Below are 14,665 nucleotides of genomic sequence, written 5' to 3'. Positions count from 1 at the left end.
AACCCGACGACGACGCATTCAGGAGGCCACTGACGATGCACACTCCAGCCCTCGCCGTTACCCGTACCCCACTGGTGGCCGTCTACGGCACCCTGAAGCGCGGGCTGCGCAACCATCACTGGCTGGAAGGCGCCGACTATCTCGGCAGCGACTGGCTGACCAGCGCCACCCTCTACGACCTGGGGCCCTGCCCCGGCGCCAAGCCCGAACCCTCCCGTGGGGTCGAGGTGGAGGTATTCCGGGTCGATGCCCGCCTGCTCGCCGGCCTCGACCGCCTCGAAGACTACCGCGTGCGCCGGCCAGCGGCCGGCCTCTACGACCGCGTCATTCACCCCACGAGCTACGGCGCCGCCTGGCTGTACCTCTACAACCCCGACGTCACCGGGTGCCCGGCGATTCGGGAAGGCGGCTGGTGGCCAGGCCACGCCGACCCGCGAAGCCTGGGCTGAAGCAGACTCGGCGACATCAAGCGCCGTGGTAGCCATCTTCTTCCGGGTTCGCATGGTCCCCCTTGGGCAACTCGCCGACCCATTGCTTGGCGGCGGCATACTCGCGGTGGGGGAAGGTACGCACCTCCAACGCCCTGAAGAGCCGATCCTCCAGGTGGGCGACATGCTTGATCCACTCCTTGTCGGTGATCACGGCGGCGCGATGGTAGCGATCGAGGTCGCCGAGCTGAGTCAGGCCGTAGCCGAGATCCTTCAGCACAGCGGTGAGGGTCATCCAGCGCAGGTCGTCGAGCTCGACCAGCAGGCTGACGCGAGGGTGGCTGCGCTTGGCGGTTTCGATGGCGTCGATGGCCTGCTGCAGCTCCCGGGCCGTGACGACCCCGCCGACCTTCATGGCCACCACGTGTTCCGCCGGGTGGGTAATGAACTCCAACATAGTGGTCTCCCTGGAGTCATGAACAATGGGCGCTCGTCCGTCAGGCGTCGACGCAATGCCTGCCCTGTCGCCACGGACACGCTTATTGGGTGTGGCGCACCAGGAAGCGTTCCAGCAGCGCTTCCGCGTCAGTGATCAGAGTGCGCGAGCTCAAAGCCGAATCCGCTCCATGAACCCGCCCCAGAACAGCCTTTCGACGTCGAAGGGCAGCTTGGCGTGGTCCACCATGTCGGCAAGGCGCGGGTCGTTCATGACCTGCTCCAGAATGCGGTTGCGATCCTCGTGGGAAGCGTAGCGTACCCAGGCGAAGATCACCGTTTCGCCAGGCTCGAGCTCGACGTTTTGCGAAAATGAAGCGCGCTCTCCGGGGCGCAGGTCGTCGCCAACGCACTCGACGTACTCCAGGGCGCCGTACTCCTTCCAGATCTCACCGGCTCGACGAGCCAGGCGCAGGTAATCGTCCAGGCGGCCGAGGGGTACCGGTATGACGAAGCCGTCGACGTAACTCATGGCATCCTCCTCGGAGGGTTGCGGGCGGTGGGTGAACATCGCGAACGTCCAAATTCATTGGAGTGGCTTCGGTCGATTCACGTTCCCTTCCCCACCACGGATCCACACCCGTCTCCCCTCGCCCCGGCATCGTGGTAGGCTCGGCATCATCGACCCTGACATCGTCGCGCATGTTGCACGAGGAGCGCCAATGACTGCCACCGAGATCCTGGAATGCCTGGTGGGCTTTGCCACCGTGTCGCGTGATTCCAACCTTGCCCTGATCGAGTGGGTGGAAGCCTTTCTCGACGAACACGACGTCGAGCACTGGCGCATCGAAAGCGACGATGGGAGCAAGGCCAACCTGCTGGCCCGCATCGGCCCTGCAACAGCAGGCGGCGTGGTGCTTTCCGGCCATACCGACGTGGTGCCGGTGGACGGCCAGCCCTGGTCCAGCGACCCCTTCACCCTGGTCGACAAGGGCGATGGCCGCCTCTACGGTCGCGGCACCTGCGACATGAAGGGTTTCCTCGCCTGCGCACTGGCTCAGGTGCCTAGCTGGACAGGCCGCCGACTCGAGAAGCCCATCTGGCTGGCGTTCTCCTACGACGAGGAGGTGGGTTGCATCGGTGCCCCACGCATGATCGAACGGCTGCTGGCCGACCACCCACGCCCCGCCGCAGTGATCGTCGGCGAGCCGACGCTGATGCAGCCGGTGGTCGCCCACAAGGGCGCCACCAACCTGCGCACCACGGTGACCGGGCGGGCCAGCCATTCCAGCCAGGTCGATCAGGGCGTCTCGGCGATTCACGTCGCCGCACGGCTGGTGACCAAGATCGAGGACGTGATGGCCGAGCTCAAGGCCGAGGGGCGCGTCGACGAGGCTTTCAACGTGGTCCACTCGAGCCTGCACGTGGGCAAGATCGCCGGTGGCACGGCGATCAACATCATGGCCAGGGAGTGCACCTTCGAATGGGAGATTCGCCACCTGCCTCAGGATCGTTTCGAGGATCTGCTCGGTCGGGTCGATGCCTATGCCGCCGAGCTGCAAGCCGAAATGCGCCGCCGGGCACCGGAAGCCGGCATCGCCACCGAGGCGCTCAACGTCACGGTGCCGGCGCTGGCCGACGACGACAACGCCGAGGTGCTCAGCCTGTGCCACGAGCTGCTGGGCGAGCGCCCGGCCGGCGCCGTGGCTTACGCCACCGAGGCCGGGCAGTTCCAGCGCGAGGGGCTGCCCACGGTGATCTGCGGCCCAGGTAGCATCGGTCAGGCCCACCAGCCGGACGAGTACATCGAGCGCGAACAGCTCGAGGCCGGCGAACGCTTCATGGTGGCGCTGGGCGAGCGACTCGGCCACGCCTGACATCGCCACCAGGCGATACTCCATTCTGGGCGGTACCCCCCAGAACGACAGCGCCCCCGCACCGTAGACGGTGCGGGGGCGCTGTGCGAAAGCGGCCGGGAGAGCCCCCGGCAGCGATCAGGCGCGGTCGCGGCGGCGAATCGGCGCCTCGCCATCGATGCGCCGGCGCGGAGCGCGCTCGGGCGCACCGTTGTCCTCGCTGATCTCCAGCGGGCGGCCGGCCACTCGGGCGCGAGCCATCTTGGCCAGGATGCTGGCCGGTAGCGAGCTGGGCAGCTCGACCACGGAGAAGGCATTGCGGATGTCGATACGGCCGATGCGATTGCCCTCGATACCGCCCTCGTTGGCCAGCGCCCCGACCAGCTGGCCCGGCTTGACGCCATCCTTGTGGCCGACGGCGACACGGTAACGCGTCATGCCTTCGCTGGGGCCGCGGTCACGACGCGCCGGCTTGCCATCGCGCGGTGTACGCTCGCTGCGTTCCTTGCGCGGCGCCTGCAAGCGACCGATGGGCGCCTCGTCGGCACGCGCCAGGCGGGCGAAGGCACAGGCCAGTTCGATGGGATCGTGACCCTCTTCCACCAGGCGCTCCACCAGAGCGCGCTGCTCTTCGGCACCGGCGGTCAGGGCGGCGATCACCTTCTGATGGAACGCTTCGTCGCGATGGGCGCGGATGGCGGCCTCGTCGGGCACGGCCATCTCGATCATCTTCTGGCCGGTGGCCTGCTCGATCCACCCCACCTTACGACCCTCGCGGAAGCCCACGAAAGTGATCGAGATGCCGGTACGCCCAGCACGACCGGTACGGCCGATGCGGTGAGTGTAGGCCTCGGAGTCCTGGGGCAGGTCGTAGTTGATGATATGGGTCAGGCGCGGCACGTCGAGGCCGCGGGCGGCCACATCGGTGGCGATCAGCACATCGACCTTGCCGCGCTTGAGGCGCTGGATGGTGCGCTCGCGCAGGCTCTGATCCAGGTCGCCGGAGAGGCTGGCCACGTTGATGCCGCGGGCGGAGAGCTGCTCCATCAGGGTGGTGCAAGCCGCGCGGGTGCGCACGAAGACGATGGCGCCGTCTACCGGCTCCACTTCGAGGATGCGCGCCAACGCCTCCAGCTTGGCACCGCCATCGACGCGCACCAGGCGCTGCTCGATGTTTTCGCCGGTGGTAGTGCGCGACTCGATGGCCACCTTCACCGGATCCACCAGGTAACGATTGACGATGCGCTCGATCTCGGCCGGCAAAGTGGCGGAGAAGAACACCCGCTGGGCGTCTTTGGGAGTATCAGCGACCACGCGCTTGACGTCGTCGATGAAGCCCATGCGCAACATCTCATCGGCTTCGTCCAGCACCAGGGAGCTCAGACCCTCGAGCTTGAGGCTGCCGCGATCCAGGTGATCGATGACTCGCCCGGGGGTACCTACCACCACCTGGGCGCCGCGCTTGAGGGCCTGCAGCTGGTCGCGATACTCCATGCCGCCGCACAGGGTAGCCACTTCCAGACCCTTGAGGTTCTGGCCGTACTTGCTGAAGGAGACGGCCACCTGTTGGGCCAGCTCACGGGTCGGCGCCAGCACCAGCACCTGCGGCTCGCGACGGGTCAGTTCGAGACGCGAGAGCAGCGGCAGAGCGAAGGCCGCCGTCTTGCCGGTACCGGTCTGGGCCTGGCCCAGCATGTCGCGCCCTTCCAGCAGTGCCGGAATGGTTTCGGCCTGGATGGGGGAAGGGGTCTGGTAGCCCTGGGTCTCAACGGCGGCGAGAACGGCAGGCAGCAGAGCGAGGTCGCCGAAGCTCGGCGAGGCGACGGAAGTCGAGGTCATCTATCACACCTTGGTAGGCCGGTGTTACCGGCGAAAGTTCGGTGGCGTCCCTGACGCGTTCAACACGCTCAGGCGCGCTACATCCGCTATGGACAGCGCGGGACATCGGAGTCGGGGACGCCGGTCGCACCTGGCATCGGGTCCGCGCCATCGGCGATGGCGGCAAGGACCGCTGTGGCGACCGTCTGCGCCGATCTCGCCCGGTTGGCGGATCTCGGTGGCGCGCCATCTGCACAATTCGAACGCCCGTGGCTCAGCTAATGCGTTACTGGTGCCTGGCGTTTCGGCGCCGATCCTGCTGGTGTCAGCGGTGGCGTCGTCATGATGGTAGGGTCAGCACATGCGAGGAGCGCGCATGCTACCATTGCCCAATCCTCCTGGCCAGCCCTTTCGCTGCCCATCCTTTTCCTCAGGAGCCCTCATGCCGACACTCTGGGTCGATGCCGACGCCTGCCCCAGGGCGGCTCGCGACATCATCGTGCGCGCCGCGGAACGCACCGCGACCCCGGCCTGCTTCGTGGCCAATCACCAGATCCCGTTGCCGCCCTCGCGCTGGGTCAAGTCGCTGGCGGTGGCCAGCGGCTTCGACGCCGCCGACGACGAGATCGTCGAGCGCATTCAGAGCGGCGACTTGCTGATCACCTCGGACCTGCCGCTGGCCATGGCGGCCATCGAGCGTGAAGCGAAGGTGATGACCACCCGCGGCGAGATGCTCGACCCGAGCAACATCAAGGCCAGAGTGCAAATGCGGGATTTCATGGAGACACTACGCGCCAGCGGCGAGCACACCGGCGGGCCCAAGGGCTACTCGGACGGCGACCGCCGTGAGTTCGCCAATGCGCTGGATCGCTGGCTGGCGAAACGCGCCTGAAGCAGGCTGCGGGCAATAGTCCAACTCGCCCCTCGAAACCCGTGGCTCGAAACCCGTGGCTCGTGGCTTCACGCTTTCTCACGAATTCCCTTTCCCGGCAGCCGCTCGCGGTCATGCGGACGCTCGAGCTCGAGGCGCGGTCCCACTGGCACGATGCGCGTGGGGTTGATGGTGTCGTGGCTGTAATAGTAGTGGCGCTTGATGTGCTCGAAGTTCACCGTCTCCTTCACCCCCGGCCACTGGTAGAGCTCGCGCAGATAGTTCGAGAGATTGGGGTAGTCCTCGAGGCGGCGAATGTTGCACTTGAAGTGGCCATGATAGACGGCATCGAAGCGCACCAGAGTGGTGAAGAGGCGAATGTCCGCTTCGGTGAGCCACTCGCCGGCCAGGTAGCGGTGTTCCGCCAGGCGCGCTTCCAGGCGGTCGAGCGCCTCGAACAGTGCCGTCACGTGCTTCTCGTAGACTGCTTGCCGCGTGGCGAAGCCTGACTTGTAGACTCCGTTGTTGACGTTGTCATAGACGTCGGCATTGACCGCATCGATGGTCTCGCGCAAGTCCGACGGATATAAGTCGAGACGATTGCCGGTCAGCTCGTCGAAGGCACTATTGAAGATACGCACGATATCCGCCGATTCATTGTTGACGACACGGCTTTCGCGCTTGTCCCACAGCACCGGCACGGTGACCCGACCGGTGTAGTGTGGGTCGGTGAGAGTGTAGAGCTCACGGTGGTAAGCCACGCCGTTGACCGGGTCGCCACTAGAGCCTTCCGCTTCGTGGTAGGTCCAGCCCTGATCGAGCATCAGCGGGCTGACGTGGGACACTCCGATCACCTCATCGAGCCCCTTCAACCGGCGCATCACCAGGGCGCGGTGGGCCCAGGGACAAGCCAGCGAGACGTAGAGGTGATAGCGCCCGACCGCGGCGGGCAAACCGGGCTCGCCGCCAGGGCCAACGCTGCCGTCGGGGGTGATCCAGTCGCGCAGCTGCGCGGATTCGCGCACGAACTCACCGCCGTGCTTGTCGGTGTCGTACCACTGGTCGTGCCAGATGCCGTCGATCAGCAGGCCCATGGTCACCTCGTCGTTTGCTGGGAATGTGCCTACAGGGTAAGGCGAAGGGCCCACCGCTCAAGCGCGAGTTTTGCGCTCGTTCATTCGACGGACTCGAACGGTTGCCTCTCGTTGCAGGTTTCCGCGACGGCGAGCTTCAACGCCTCGGCCATGGCATGGGTCGCCGGCCCGGCACGATCCCGGTCGCGATGGATCAACTGCACCGGGTACTCCCGCACGCCGCCGGCCATCAACGGCAGGGGCTCGAGCCGCCCTGACGCCAGCGCTTCGCGCAACCGCGTCTCGGGTATCCAGGCGAACCCGAGGCCCCGCTCGAGCATGTCCAACGAAGTCTCGAGGTGGCTGACCGTCCAGCGCTGCTCGGCCTTGAGCCAGCCGGAATCCATCGATTGACGCTGCCCCGAATCGCGCACCACCAGTTGACGGTGCCGCGCGAGATCGCGCAGATCGAGCGGACGCTCCAGGCGATGCAGAGGATGGTCAGGGCTGGCCACGGCGCAAAAGCGCACGTTGACCAGCGGCTCGCCGAGAAAACCCTGAGCCGCGATCCCCGTGACCACCAAATCGGCACGCCCATCGTAGAGCATTTCGACGCCGCCATTGAGCACGGTTTCGTGCAGTTGCACGCGCACGTAGGGATAACCCGCCGAAAAGCGGCTGAGCGCCTGGGCCAGGGCATCGGCGGGAAATATCTGGTCCACGGCCAGCACCACCTCGGCTTCCAGCCCCTCGGAAAGCCGGCCGGCGACGTCTTCCAGCGCCTCGGCGCTCTCTATCAGTTGGCGAGCACGGCGCAACAGCATTTCACCGGCCTCGGTCAGGCGCACCTGGCGCCCCACCGGCTCCAGCACCTGAACGCCCAACTGCTCCTCGAGCTTGTGCACGGCATGGTTGAGCGTCGATGGGCTCTTGTGCACGGCTTCGGCGGCACGGGCGAAACCGCCATGTTCCACCACCGCTGCCAGCATCTGCCACTGCGCCAGGGTCACACGCGACATGTTCGAATCCCTCGAATCGTATCTGCGAAACTATGCGCTTAATTTTCGAAAATCCCGTCCTAGAATGCCAGGTAAACCCAGCGACGGGGGAACGAACCGATGAGTAATACCCTGACCACCGAACAGCCGCGCCGGATCGATCGGCGCATTCCCAGCCATCCCAGCCAGGATGGCGACGGCGTCAAGATTCAACGCATCCACGACTTCGGCGGCGGGCTGGACCCCTTCCTGATGCTCGACGAACTGGGATCCGACCGCGCCGACGATTACCTGGGCGGCTTTCCGCCGCATCCCCATCGTGGTATCCAGACCCTGACCTACGTGATTCACGGCGGACTGACCCACGAGGACCACCTCGGACACACCAGTACCATTCGCGCCGGCGATGCCCAGTGGATGCATACCGGACGCGGCATCGTGCACTCCGAAATGCCGCTGACCGATAGCCACGGGCTGCACGGCTTTCAGCTGTGGCTCAACCTGGCGGCCCGCGACAAGATGTCGCCGGCCACCTATCGCGACGTACGTGCCGCCGACATGCCCCACCTCGCTGCCGAGGGGAGCGAACTGATCGCCCTGGGAGGGCGCTGGAGCCGCGACGACGACGACGCCGTCGAAGGGCCGCTGGATGCCCTGGCCGGCAGCGCTGCCGTCGCCCATGTCCGCCTCGCGGAGGGAGCGCGACTGACGCTCTCGCTCCGCAGCGAAACCCTGGCGGTCTACGTCTTCCAGGGCGAGCTGCAGGTCGGCGACGAAAGCGTGGCAGCCAGCGAACTGGCCCGCCTGGGGCCCGGCGACACCTTGTCGCTGGCCAGCCATCACGGCGGCGAGGCACTGTTGCTGGCCGGCACGCCACACCGTGAACCCATTGCTCACTATGGCCCCTTCGTGATGAACGATACGCACGAAATCGAGCAGGCCCTCGCCGACTACCGCAACGGTACCTTCACACAAGGCTGAGAGGGTTGTCTTTCGAACGCCGTTCGCGTTCAATGGAGCCAGTTAAGGAACAGCGTTCACTTATTGATCGCCTTGTCTGTGCCGGCATGTCCACGGTGCAGGCAGGGGTTTCTGTATGTATATACAGACTAGGCAGGTCATACTTCATGGGTTAAGGTTCCGGTGGCTTTTTTCACTTTTTCCACTTATTAGTCATGGCCGATATCCATGTTGCGAATCCTCCATTCGCTGCCCCGCACCCATAAGTTGCTGTTGTTACCCGTTGCCACCATGGTCACGGTGCTGGGCGCTCAAAAAATCGTTAGTATCGTCGAGGACACCCAAAGTCCGGACCCGGTTGCCGACACCCACTTCCTGCCACTGTCGCCCGAGAGTCGCCCCGGTCTGCCGTCCCTCGACACCGAACACCTCCCTGTCGCCGATGCCATTGCTGTCGCCAGCCAGGCACTCGACGCCACCCGCGAAACGATTCCTCTCTCTCAACTCGTCCCCAGCGAAATCGTCGATATAGAGATTCCCGCCCGGAGCGATGAGTCCGATCTCGAGGCTACCGCCGAGCCACTCACCGCCGGCTTGTCGCCAACCCACCAGGAAGGCGATGTCGCCCCCGCACAGATCGACGATGCCGCACTGCACATCGCGCTGGTACTTGGCACGCTGACCAGCGGGATGCTCGACGACTCGATTCCGACGGGCGAGGACGTGCCCGCCACCTCCTATGACGACGTCTCCGACGAAGAGCTGGCGCTGTTCGACGAAGGTCCGATCGTCCTCGAAGAGGAGATCGCCGCCAGCGAACCCTACGTGCCCGAGTGGGAAACCTACACCGTGGAGCCCGGCGACACCTTCGCCGTATTGGCCCAGAAGCGCCTCGGCCTCGGCTATGGCGAGGCCATGGAGCTGCTGGAAAGCCTGCCCGAACCTCGCCTGCTGACCCACTGGCGACCCGGCAACCAGTTCGAGTACCAACTCGACGAAGAGGGCCAGCTGGCCCTGCTACGCGTGATGAAGAACGGCCGTGAGGGGGTGATCGTCGAACGTGCCGACGAAGCCTTCGACGTGGCAGCCATCGAGCGCACCGGCGAGGCGGCCCAACGCCTGTTCGCCGGTACCGTCAGCGGCAGCTTCGTGCGTTCGGCGCAGGCCACTGGCCTCTCCATCAACGAGATCTCGCAGGTCTCCCACCTGCTGGAGAAAAAACTCGACTTTCGCCGCGACACCCGTCGCGGCGACGAGTTTCAGGTGCTGGTGGAATCCGACGTCATCGACGGCGAGAACTACGACTCCCGGGTACTGGCAGTTCAATACCAGGGTGAGCGCATGAATCTGACCGTCGTGCGCAACAGCGACGACAGCAACTTCTACACGCCCGACGGCCAGAGCCTGGACGCGGCCTTCCGCCGTCACCCCTTCGACGGCAGCTACCGCCTGAGCTCGTCGTTCAACCCCAACCGCAAGCATCCGGTTACCGGGCGCATCAGCCCCCACAAGGGCACCGATTTCGCCATGCCCATCGGCACACCGATCGTCTCGCCAGCGGATGGCCGCATCGAGAAGGTGGGCAACCACCCCCTGGCTGGCCGCTACGTGGTGATCCGTCATGACAACGGCTACCGCACGCGCTACCTGCACCTGTCTCGACAACTGGTCAGCCGCGGCGAGCGGGTGGCCATGGGCGAGCGCATCGCCCTTTCCGGCAACACCGGTCGCAGCACCGGTCCGCACCTCCACTATGAGGTGCACGTCAAAAACCGTCCCGTCGATGCCATGCAGGTGTCGTTGCCCGAAAGCAAGAGCCTGACCGGCGAAGCGTTGGCGGCCTTCCAGAGCGAGGCCGAACCCCTGCTGGCGACTCTGGAAAGCGGTGAAACCGGCCCGGTGGTGGCCAGGGCAGACAGCGAGCGCAATACCGACGACGACAGCTGAGCCAGTGTGACCGACCTGCACTGCCCATTGCGTCACGGGCAGTGCAGCTAGCTCCCTCCTCGGGAAGTTGCCTGACCGGAGTCTCGCGTGTCATCACCCCACCTTCGACGTTCCCTGCCAACCCCACCGCCCGACAACCGACTCGCTGCCTTCTTCGGCGTTTTTCGCTACAGCCGCCGCGCCCTGACGCTGGTCTGGCAAACGTCACGCTGGCTCACGCTGGGACTTGCCCTCTGCACCCTGGTTGCCGGGGTGCTGCCGGCCGTGGCTGCCTGGCTCGGCCAACTGATCGTCGATGCCGTGGTGGCGGCCATGGAGCGTCACGAAGCCACCGGCGAGGTCGACTGGTGGGGCGTGCTGCGCTACGTGCTCGCCGAGGCCGGCGTCATCGCCGCCATCGCCTTGGCGCAGCGCGGCCTTTCGGCGCAGCAATCGCTGCTGCGCGCTCTTCTCGGCCAGAAGGTCAACGTGATGATTCTCGAGAAGGCGGGCACGCTCTCGCTAGCCCAATTCGAGGATTCGGAGTTCTATGACAAGCTCACCCGCGCCCGCCGCGAGGCTTCCACCCGACCGCTGGGGCTGGTCAACAAGACCTTCGCCCTGCTCCAGAACGCCATCTCTCTGGGCAGTTTCGGCGTGCTGCTGGTGGGATTCTCCCCCTGGGCACTGCTCGTCTTGGTGATCGGCGCCCTGCCGGTGTTCATTTCCGAGGCCAAGTTCTCCGGCGACGCCTTCCGCCTGTTCCGCTGGCGCTCGCCACAGACCCGCATGCAGATGTACCTGGAAACGGTGCTGGCCCGCGAGGACAGCATCAAGGAGGTCAAGCTGTTCGGCCTCGAGCCACTGCTGCTGGGCCGCTATCGCGATATCTTCGATACCCTCTACGCCGAGGATCGGCGGCTGACGATCCGCCGCGAAACCTGGGGCTTCCTGCTCGGACTACTGGGTACGCTGGCCTTCTACGGCGCTTACGCCTGGGTCGTGGCCGAAACCGTCACCGGCACGCTGACGCTGGGCGAGATGACCATGTACCTGATGGTCTTCAAGCAGGGGCAGGCGGCGCTATCGGCGAGCCTCACCGCCATCAGCGGCATGTACGAAGACAACCTCTACCTCTCCAACCTCTACGAATACCTCGAGCAGCCAACGCCCCGCGACGCTGGCACCCTCACCCGGGGCGAGCACCCCGGCGACGGTATCCGCTTCGAACGGGTGAGCTTCACCTATCCCGGGGCGGAAACGCCGGCCCTCAAGGACATCACGTTGCACCTGGCGCCGGGGCAGAGCCTGGCACTGGTGGGCGCCAACGGCTCGGGCAAGACCACCCTCATCAAGCTGCTCACCCGCCTCTACGAGCCCAGCCACGGGCGCATCCTGCTCGACGGCAGCGATCTGCGCGACTGGGACATCGCCACGCTGCGTCGCCGCATCGGGGTGATCTTTCAGGATTTCGTGCGCTATCAGCTCAAGGTGGGCGAGAACCTGGGCGCCGGCGACGTGGCCGCCTTCGAAGACGAGACGCGCTGGCGCGAGGCGGCCCGTCGCGGCCTGGCCGAGGACTTCATCGCCGACATGCCCGGCGGCTACCACACCCAGTTGGGGCGCTGGTTCAAGGGTGGCCAGGAGCTCTCCGGCGGCCAGTGGCAGAAGATCGCCCTGTCGCGGGCCTACATGCGGTCAGGTGCCGACATCCTGGTGCTCGACGAGCCCACCGCCGCCATGGACGCCGCCGCCGAAGCCGAAGTCTATGCCCAGTTTCGCGAGCATGCTCACGACAAGATGACCTTGCTCATCTCGCATCGCTTCTCCACGGTGCGCGCCGCCGACCAGATCCTGGTGGTCGACGGCGGCGAGATCATCGAGCGCGGCGATCATGCCAGCCTGATGGCACAGAACGGCCGCTACGCGCGACTGTTCCGACTGCAGGCCAGGGGGTATCGCTGAGAAGAATGCCGCGCCCTGCCGCTGCATCGATTGACGCTTGTTCAGCGATTGTTTAAAAAGAGAAGAGTCGCATCGCATGATGCGGCTTTCACCCTCAACCGAGAACCCTCTCATGCGCTGGCAAACCCGCGTCAACGTCCCGAGCAAGCTGCATCGCACCACTAAGAATGCGATGCCAGCCTGCCGTTGCCGCATGCCAGTCCGACACTGAGAAAATCCTGGCCGCGGCATGTGTCGCGGCCATGTGATCACCCAGCCTTTATCGATCATCTGCTGTTCGCGCCACATCCCGGCCTCCACTCGAGGAGACCGAGAAATGGCAATCGTCCGCACCACCCTGCGCCTGCTGCGTACCATCCGCACCCACTACGCCCATCGGCGAGACTATGCGGCACTGAGGGACTACGACCCGCATCTGCTCAAGGATATTGGCCTGCGCTGGGAGCGGGGCACCCTGGTCGCCATCAACCCCGAGACCAAGCCGGAAGCGCCGACTCGCCGATACAAGGCCATCACCCGCGATGCCCATGAAACCTGTCCCCACTGTGGGAGAAGGCTGACGTAGCCAACGCCCCGGTCACAGGGAGTGGCCGGGGCGTTTTCATGGCCATGAGACGTCGATACCAAGTAGCGAAGTTTCTACCGTGCGGCGCGCGAGCCTGTCGGGCTGACCGTCGTCTACAGCGCCAGCGGCCGATCCAGTGCCTCGAGCAACGCATCGTCGCGATCATAGATGTCCGGCCGGAAGGCAAGGGCGCCATCTTCCGCCGGATGTACCGTCCAATAGTGGAGAACCACCGGTACGTGCCGGGCCAACGACACGTTACGGGTATTTCCGCTGGCGATTAGCGCTGCCAGGTCGCGCTCGGTGCCGGTGTCGTCGAGCAACCGCTGGGCGAAGCTCTCGGCCTGCTCGACGCGGATGCAGCCCGAACTGAAAGCACGCTGCTCGCGAGCGAACAGACCTTGTGCCGGCGTATCGTGCAGGTAGACCAGATGGTCGTTGGGAAAGCGAATCACGACGCGTCCCAGCGCATTGTTGGGCCCCGGCGCCTGGCGCAAGATCACGTTGCCGGGGCGCGACCAGTCGATCGCCCAGGGATCGAGAGGCTCACCACCGGGGCTCAGCACCTGGATTCGCTCCCGCCACAAGTAGCCCAGGTCCTGGCGCACCTTGGGCAGCACGTCCTCACGACGGATGGTAGGTGGAATCGTCCAGCTGGGATTGACGGTGAGATGGGTGATCTCGGAGCGCAGCGACGGCGTGCGCCGGTAGGGGCGTCCCACCACGATTCGCGACCGCCAGATCTCGCCGCCCGGGCGGAAGTAGCTGAGCCGATAGCCGGCGATGTCCACCAGCACGAATACCTCCGGCAAACCGTGGAGCAACCAGCGAGCGCGTTCCAGGTTCAGGCGAATCTGATCGATGCGCCTGGCCACCGGCACGTTGAGCGCGGCACGGGTCTTGCGACCCACGATGCCGTCCACCTCGAGCAGATGGCGCCGCTGGAAGCGCTTCACCGCGGCTTCCAGTGACGCATCGTAACGATGTGTCTCGGGGGCATCCTGTGCCGCACCAGGGAAGGCCGCGGAGTCGACCGCCATCACCTCCAGCTCACCGATGATCGCTAGCCGTTGGCGCAGCAGCTCAACGTCGGCATGAACGTCGCCGGGGCGCAACGCAACCTCGCGTTCGGGCAGGGTCGGCCAGCCGCCCAGCCGCTGGATGTTACGGTAGCGCGCCAGCCCCGTGCGCAGGCGCTCATAGGGTGCATAGTCGGGCCGCGCCTGCTCGAACGCTTGCTCGAAGCGCTGGCCGTCGATGGCTTGGGATACGCCCGCCAAATCCAGCTCCGGCGGCTCGATCGGCACCTCCCAGTCGGGATCGATGGCATGGGGATCCACCTTGCCGCGCTGCAGATGTTCGAGTGCGGTGAGCAAGGTACGGCTCGCCGCTAGCTCGAAGCGGGCCCGCGCCTCGCGGTCGTCCGCCGCTAGCTGACGATATTGCGCCAGCAGGTGATCGGGCCGGTAGTCCTGCGGATCGAGGCCATCACGCTCCAGCGTGTGCAGTGCCGCGGCGAAAGCCGCCACCCGTTCGTCCTCCTGCCAGGCGGGGCGGGTGTCACGAGCGTCGTAGAAAGCCCGCAGCACATCCCCCTCCTCCTCCAACTGGCGCACCAGCTCCCTGCCCAGCGGGCGGGCTTCGTCACCCTCCGTCAACGCCGCCGATACTGGGCTCGACAGCATCAATAGCATGCCTATTGCGACAAAGACCCGCATGATCGTCCCCTGTTTCGTTGATTCGTGCCCTAGCCATCTCGGCCTTGCTGGT

Annotated in this window: 13 protein-coding genes; 7 read left to right on the top strand and 6 right to left on the bottom strand. The window is 65.6% G+C overall.

What is annotated here, in order from left to right:
* Positions 1-35: 35 nt before the first annotated feature.
* On the top strand, positions 36-449 hold the full coding sequence (locus tag GFD32_RS02650) for a gamma-glutamylcyclotransferase family protein (protein ID WP_163575020.1): 414 nt from the start codon (positions 36-38) through the stop codon (positions 447-449).
* 16 nt (positions 450-465) lie between these two features.
* Here the strand turns inward: GFD32_RS02650 and GFD32_RS02645 are convergent, their stop codons facing one another.
* Together GFD32_RS02645 and GFD32_RS02640 are read right to left on the bottom strand one after the other, a co-directional pair.
* Positions 466-885, bottom strand: a complete 420-nt coding sequence (locus GFD32_RS02645; protein ID WP_163575019.1) for a SpoIIAA family protein — start codon at positions 883-885, stop codon at positions 466-468.
* Positions 886-1,035: 150 nt separating this feature from the next.
* On the bottom strand, positions 1,036-1,395 hold the full coding sequence (locus GFD32_RS02640; RefSeq protein ID WP_163575018.1) for a DUF1428 domain-containing protein: 360 nt from the start codon (positions 1,393-1,395) through the stop codon (positions 1,036-1,038).
* Between the two features lie 190 nt (positions 1,396-1,585).
* Between GFD32_RS02640 and argE the strand changes: the two genes are divergently transcribed.
* Positions 1,586-2,740, top strand: a complete 1,155-nt coding sequence (argE, locus tag GFD32_RS02635) for an acetylornithine deacetylase (RefSeq protein ID WP_163575017.1) — start codon at positions 1,586-1,588, stop codon at positions 2,738-2,740.
* A 117-nt stretch (positions 2,741-2,857) separates the two neighbouring features.
* On the opposite strand, the gene GFD32_RS02630 is transcribed toward argE, so the two are convergent.
* Positions 2,858-4,558, bottom strand: coding sequence for a DEAD/DEAH box helicase (locus GFD32_RS02630; protein WP_163575016.1), 1,701 nt, complete (start codon positions 4,556-4,558; stop codon positions 2,858-2,860).
* Positions 4,559-4,979: 421 nt separating this feature from the next.
* Here GFD32_RS02630 and GFD32_RS02625 point away from each other — a divergent pair, with 421 nt between their 5' ends.
* Positions 4,980-5,429 (top strand): YaiI/YqxD family protein, encoded by a 450-nt coding sequence (locus tag GFD32_RS02625; protein ID WP_163575015.1) that lies wholly within the window; start codon positions 4,980-4,982, stop codon positions 5,427-5,429.
* 68 nt (positions 5,430-5,497) lie between these two features.
* Here GFD32_RS02625 and GFD32_RS02620 read toward each other — a convergent pair whose 3' ends face one another.
* Together GFD32_RS02620 and GFD32_RS02615 are read right to left on the bottom strand one after the other, a co-directional pair.
* Positions 5,498-6,502 (bottom strand): glutathione S-transferase family protein, encoded by a 1,005-nt coding sequence (locus GFD32_RS02620; RefSeq protein WP_163575014.1) that lies wholly within the window; start codon positions 6,500-6,502, stop codon positions 5,498-5,500.
* A gap of 80 nt (positions 6,503-6,582) precedes the next feature.
* The gene (locus tag GFD32_RS02615; protein ID WP_163575013.1) at positions 6,583-7,500 is read right to left on the bottom strand and encodes a LysR family transcriptional regulator; all 918 of its coding nucleotides are present in this window, start codon (positions 7,498-7,500) and stop codon (positions 6,583-6,585) included.
* Positions 7,501-7,599: 99 nt separating this feature from the next.
* On the opposite strand from GFD32_RS02615, the gene GFD32_RS02610 reads away from it, so the two are divergent.
* The 4 genes from GFD32_RS02610 (at position 7,600) to GFD32_RS02595 (ending at position 12,895) form a co-directional block, all read left to right on the top strand.
* Positions 7,600-8,460, top strand: a complete 861-nt coding sequence (locus GFD32_RS02610; RefSeq protein WP_163575012.1) for a pirin family protein — start codon at positions 7,600-7,602, stop codon at positions 8,458-8,460.
* A gap of 207 nt (positions 8,461-8,667) precedes the next feature.
* Positions 8,668-10,386: a peptidoglycan DD-metalloendopeptidase family protein gene (locus GFD32_RS02605; RefSeq protein ID WP_163575011.1), complete on the top strand. Its 1,719-nt coding sequence runs from the start codon at positions 8,668-8,670 to the stop codon at positions 10,384-10,386.
* Positions 10,387-10,473: 87 nt separating this feature from the next.
* Entirely contained in the window at positions 10,474-12,330 is a 1,857-nt protein-coding gene (locus GFD32_RS02600; protein WP_407081065.1) for an ABC transporter ATP-binding protein, read from the top strand.
* Between the two features lie 316 nt (positions 12,331-12,646).
* A complete protein-coding gene (locus GFD32_RS02595; RefSeq protein WP_163575010.1) occupies positions 12,647-12,895 on the top strand; it encodes a DUF1127 domain-containing protein in 249 nt (82 codons plus the stop codon).
* A gap of 113 nt (positions 12,896-13,008) precedes the next feature.
* Here GFD32_RS02595 and GFD32_RS02590 read toward each other — a convergent pair whose 3' ends face one another.
* Entirely contained in the window at positions 13,009-14,613 is a 1,605-nt protein-coding gene (locus GFD32_RS02590; RefSeq protein WP_163575009.1) for a L,D-transpeptidase family protein, read from the bottom strand.
* Positions 14,614-14,665: the final 52 nt, after the last annotated feature.

The sequence above is a fragment of the Halomonas faecis genome (assembly GCF_010993975.1).
Taxonomy (GTDB): domain Bacteria; phylum Pseudomonadota; class Gammaproteobacteria; order Pseudomonadales; family Halomonadaceae; genus Halomonas; species Halomonas faecis.
The sequence above is the reverse complement of the archived record's forward strand: the minus strand, read 5'-3'. Positions and strand labels throughout refer to the sequence as shown.